This is a genomic window from Kitasatospora sp. P5_F3, from assembly GCF_054049135.1.
This window is the reverse complement of record NZ_JBFUMY010000177.1, coordinates 1-4,535: the sequence shown is the minus strand read 5'-3', so window position 1 is coordinate 4,535 and position 4,535 is coordinate 1. Positions and strand designations below refer to the sequence as shown.

Sequence of the window (4,535 nt, the reverse complement as noted above, 5' to 3'; positions counted from 1 at the left end):
ACGGCCTCTTTGCCCCGGACCCCAGGCAGCTATCGGGGGGACGGGGGAGGTGCGCCCCCGATCTGACGGCCTGTCAGCCCCCTTTCCGGCGCGCCGATCCACACCATCAAGCTTGACCAAAAACCCTTAGTGAGGTAATATTGGTCTTGCTGGGAGGGGATGGCACCCCCGAACAACAGACAGAGACCAAGCGCCTGTTGGAGGATTCGTGACGACCGTACTTGCCCCTGTTGAGCTGCTGAGCGACGAGGTTGGCTCGCCGGAGCTGGCTTCGCTGACCGCCGCTTTCGAAGCCGAGCTGGCCTGCGACTCTGCCGACCGGGTGGAGGATTCGGCGAAGGTGCTTCTTGAAGGTGTGGACCCGGCGGAGCTGGTGTTCACCCGCAACGTCCGAAAGGCCGAGCTCGATGACGAGTTCGTCAGCTCGATCCGTGAGCACGGCCTCTTTCAGCCGGTCATCGCCACCCCTCACGAGGACGGGATAGCGATCATCCTCGGTAACCGGCGAGCCAAGGGTGCGATCGAGGCGGGTCGGCTCGTTGACGTCATTGTCCGAAACGACCTCACGGCCGAAGAGGCGCGCATCGTCGCGCAGCTGATCGAGAACATGCACCGCGAGGACATGCGCGAGAGCGAGATCGCCAACGCCTACGCGCAACTGTCCATCGAACTCGGGCTCGACGCCGACCAGATCGCCGCTCGGGTTGCCCAGGACCCGAAGAAGGTCCGGGCGTCGATCGCGCTGGCCGCGATGCCGAAGACCGCCCGGTCTGCTGTGGATGAGGGTGCGCTCACGCTGGAGGACGCCGCCCGGATCGCCGAGTTCGAAAGCGACCCGAAGGCGTACAAGCGGTTGCTCGACACGATCGAACGGGACGGGAAGCTGGACTGGGCCCTGAAGAGCGAGCGGCGCAAGGCGGCGCGGGCCGTGCTGCGGCAGGAGGTCACGCAGGGACTCAAGGCCGCCGGTGTCCGCATGGTCGGCGAACCGTACGGGTTCGGCTGGAACGGGTCGAAGGAGGTGGGTCTTGACTGTCTCTCCGACGCTGACGGAGTTGTGCTGACCCCGGAGTCCCATGGGAGCTGCCCCGGAAACGCGGCGTTCTTCAATGAGTCAGCGAGTGGCGAGGTCAAGGCCACGTACCTCTGCCGTGACCCCCATCAGTACGGGCACCAGGTGCCCCGTTCCTACTCGTTCCGGAGCCCGGCGGAGGAGGCCGCCAAGGCGGCGGAGGAGCTGGCAGCCCGTGAACGTAAGGAGGCGCTGTCCATCGCCCAGGAGATTCGGCACGAGTACATCCAGGAGCTCTGCCGCTCCAAGAAGGCGCCGAAGGGGCTGACCAAGCGAGTGCTCGGGATGCTCTACACGCTGGGGGCAGATGAGACGAGCCCCGATGCGCTGTTGTTCCTCCAAGCACCGGGCGACGACGACGCCAGCGCGCGATACAGCCGGTTCATCGGACGAATGGCCGAGGCCCGCGTTCCTCTCGCGCTTCTCGCCAGCGTCGCGGTGCGCGCGGAGCGCGTGGTTCGCAACGCCGCCTCGGGCTACGGCAACGGCCTCGGCAACAGGGAAAAGGCCGTTCGTTGGTTCGAGTTCCTGGTGGCCTACGGGTACGAGCTGAACGAATCCGAGGCTGAGTTGCTGGCCGAGTTCCGGTCGAAGATCGTCGAAGCCGAGGCACAGGCAGCCGCGAAGGCGGCGGCGGAGGCCGCCCAGCAGGCAGAGGTCGAGGGCCAGGACGGCGAGGAGGACGGGCCGGAGCTGGCGGGGGAGGACGAGGACCAGGAGGACGAGGAGGCCAGGCACCTGGCGATCGTTCTGGACGACGAGCCGGATGACCTGGGCAGCGAAGACACAGAGGAGGCGGAGGAGACCGACCCCCCCCCCCCCCCCCCGGCCCCGCTGCCCGCATCACCCCCACGCCGGAGGCCCGTATGCATCTGCACCTCGCCACCACCGCCCACCGACCGCCGTCGGTCCGAACCGACCTTGCCGTTCGCCTCGCCGGTCAGCATGAAGTGCACGCGGTGCTGATCGCCCGGACGATCCTGCTGACCATGCCGTCCGTCCGCGTTCGTCTGGCCTACCCGCAGCCCGCCTACGAGGCGTACAAGGCGTGGGCGGACGCCGCCGACCAGGCCGCCCGGCTGTTCGCCGGAACGGAATCCGGCACCGTCCCCGCACCTGACGGGCAGGTGTCCGGACAGATCCGCCTTGACCGTGCCGTCCCCCCGGCAGTGGTGGAGACCCTGCCCGCGCGGCTCAGCCCCACCCGCACGCCACAGCTGCGGGTCAGCGTCGGCGGGCTGCTGACGGTGATCGCCGACATGGCTGCTTTCACCAGCCAGCTCAACCTCTGGACCACCGCCTACCGGCACGCCGCGCGCTGCTGGGGCAACCTGCCCACCGTTGAGGAGCTGGCGGCCGGAGCGGTGCCGCGCTTCGAGAACACCGAGGCCCCGGTGCTCACCAAGGTTGCGGCATGAGCGGCACCCGGCCGACGGGCCCGCAGTACGTCACCCTGGTCACCGAAGGCGGCTACCGGATGCACGCCACCATCACCCTGGACTGGGAGCAGGGTGCCGCCCTCTACCGCATCGTGGAGCTGGGCGGCACCATCACCGTGGGGTGGGAGTCCGGCCACTACTACACGGGTTGCTGCAACGGGGGCGCGATCCAGGTCACTTACGGCAAGCCCGACCGGAGCCCGTTCACCAAGCACTTTCAGGACGCCCCGACCGTTTACGGCGTCCAGCTCGCCGACCGGGCCGTCTTCCACCCCGACACGGTGAGCCCAACCAATCACCGGTGGCTGGTCGTCCGGCGGGAGACCGGCGGCCACTACAGCCCGGGCGCCCCGGAGGGCACCCAGCGCAGGACCGCCGCCATCGTCCACACGATCACCCGACACATGCTGTCCCGCCCGTGGGCGGCCGACCTGCGCCGGGCCCACGACGAACAGCACGCCCCAGCCCGGCACCGCCACCACCAGGAGAAGATCAGCGAGCTGGAGAAGGAGACGGCCCAGCTCCAAGAGCAGGTGACCCGGGAGAAGACCAAGGCGGCCGTTCAGGCCGCCGTGATCGAGGAAGCCGCCAACCGGGGGAGGGGGCATCGAGCCCCCTCCCCCGCACCCGCGTTCGCCGTCCGGAGCCGGCCACCTGCCGCGACGGACCCGACCGACCACCCTGAGCACCGGCGTGCCCGCCTCCACACGGGCACCTACGCTGATGAGAGCACCCGCGCCCCTCCCGGCGCGAAACCGAGGAGCAACCGATGCACGACCCCGCCACCCCGGAGAACCGCCGCCGCGCGGTGTCCTCCGCCACGGGCTCCGTCCGAGCCGAGGGCCTCACCCCCAGCCCCGACTACCTCACCGACGCCGAGGAGTACGCGGCCGGCCGGATCACCGCCGATGAGCTGGTGGAGCGCGCCGAAGCCCGCCACCGCCCCCCGGGTACCACGCGGCCAACCCCCTAACGATGGCCGACCCCTATGCCGACCCGGCCAGCGGCGTCCTGCGCAACCGACTCGGCATCATCGACTCCCAGGGCCTCGCCGCCGCCGAGGCCGACATCACCGCCGCCCGCCTCACCCGGCTCGCCGAGAAACCCATCCCCGGCCGCTACGACCTGGCCCATCTCCAGGCGTTCCACCGCGAGACCTTCGGCAGCATCTACCCGTGGGCGGGGGAGATCCGCTCCATCGAGATCGCCAAGGGGAACACCCGGTTCTGCCTCGTCCGGATGATCCCGGACTTCGCCGCCGACACCTTCGGCCGACTCGCCCGCCGCCAGGACCATCTCCGAGGGCTCGACCGAGACAGCTTCCTCACCGGGCTCGCCGATCTCTACGGCGACGTCAACGCACTGCACCCGTTCCGGGAGGGCAACGGCCGGGCGCAACGGGCCTTCCTCGGCCAGCTCGCGGCCGACGCCGGGCACCCGATCGACTGGACCCGCCTCGACCCCGACCGCAACACGCTCGCTTCTATCGCCTCGTTCAACGGCAACTCGGCTCCGCTGCGCGCGATGCTCGCCGACCTCACCGTCCCGCAGCCGGCCACCAGGGCCACGCCGACCATCAGGACGACGGCCCCGCCGCAGCTGATCCAACCCCCACCGGTCCAACCCCCCAACCGGCCGACCATCCGCCCCTGACCCGCAGCACGCGGAAGGCCGGTGGACACCCCCGCAAGCGGGTTGGCACGGTCCACCGGCCAGAGACCACAGCACCTCGCAACGGAGGAGCGTGCGGATCTCCAGGGTAGAGCAGGGGACAGACCCCCGCGGTCGTGCCTTTGGCACGGCTGTCTTCTTCGGGCGGGTTCCCCGCCGGCCGCCGGTGGCGGCGGAAGTGGACGCGCCTTCGGCACGACGTTCTTTCTGGTTCGGGCGCCCCGCTGCGCGGTTCCCCCGGCCCCCCTTCGCGGCCCAGTATCCGGAGCCGGCCGCCCGCCTCAAGGGCGCTCCCGTTGGTCGCGTGGCTTCGCCACCGGCCGTCGGCCGGCCCTTGACCCGGACGGCCTCTT

General features: G+C 70.2%; 4 protein-coding genes. All 4 read left to right on the top strand.

The features are described from left to right. Positions 1 to 208: 208 nt before the first annotated feature. The 4 genes from ACXJMZ_RS37115 (at position 209) to ACXJMZ_RS37100 (ending at position 4,164) form a co-directional block, all read left to right on the top strand. Entirely contained in the window at positions 209 to 2,038 is a 1,830-nt protein-coding gene (locus tag ACXJMZ_RS37115) for a ParB/RepB/Spo0J family partition protein (RefSeq protein WP_457034402.1), read from the top strand. Further along, positions 2,032 to 2,490 carry a hypothetical protein gene (locus ACXJMZ_RS37110; RefSeq protein ID WP_457034401.1) on the top strand — a complete coding sequence of 153 codons (459 nt, stop codon included), beginning with the start codon at positions 2,032 to 2,034 and terminating at the stop codon, positions 2,488 to 2,490. Before ACXJMZ_RS37115 ends, ACXJMZ_RS37110 begins: the two co-directional genes overlap by 7 nt. Before the next feature lie 790 nt (positions 2,491 to 3,280). Beyond that, the gene (locus ACXJMZ_RS37105) at positions 3,281 to 3,484 is read left to right on the top strand and encodes an antitoxin VbhA family protein (RefSeq protein WP_457034400.1); all 204 of its coding nucleotides are present in this window, start codon (positions 3,281 to 3,283) and stop codon (positions 3,482 to 3,484) included. A gap of 2 nt (positions 3,485 to 3,486) precedes the next feature. Continuing rightward, entirely contained in the window at positions 3,487 to 4,164 is a 678-nt protein-coding gene (locus ACXJMZ_RS37100) for a Fic/DOC family protein (RefSeq protein ID WP_457034399.1), read from the top strand. Positions 4,165 to 4,535: the final 371 nt, after the last annotated feature.

What these genes read in the sequence shown, in the direction of transcription:
- ACXJMZ_RS37100 (WP_457034399.1), top strand. Translation starts at nt 3,487, where the DNA reads ATGGCCGACCCCTATGCCGACCCGGCCAGCGGCGTCCTGCGCAACCGA.
- ACXJMZ_RS37105 (WP_457034400.1), top strand. Translation starts at nt 3,281, where the DNA reads ATGCACGACCCCGCCACCCCGGAGAACCGCCGCCGCGCGGTGTCCTCC.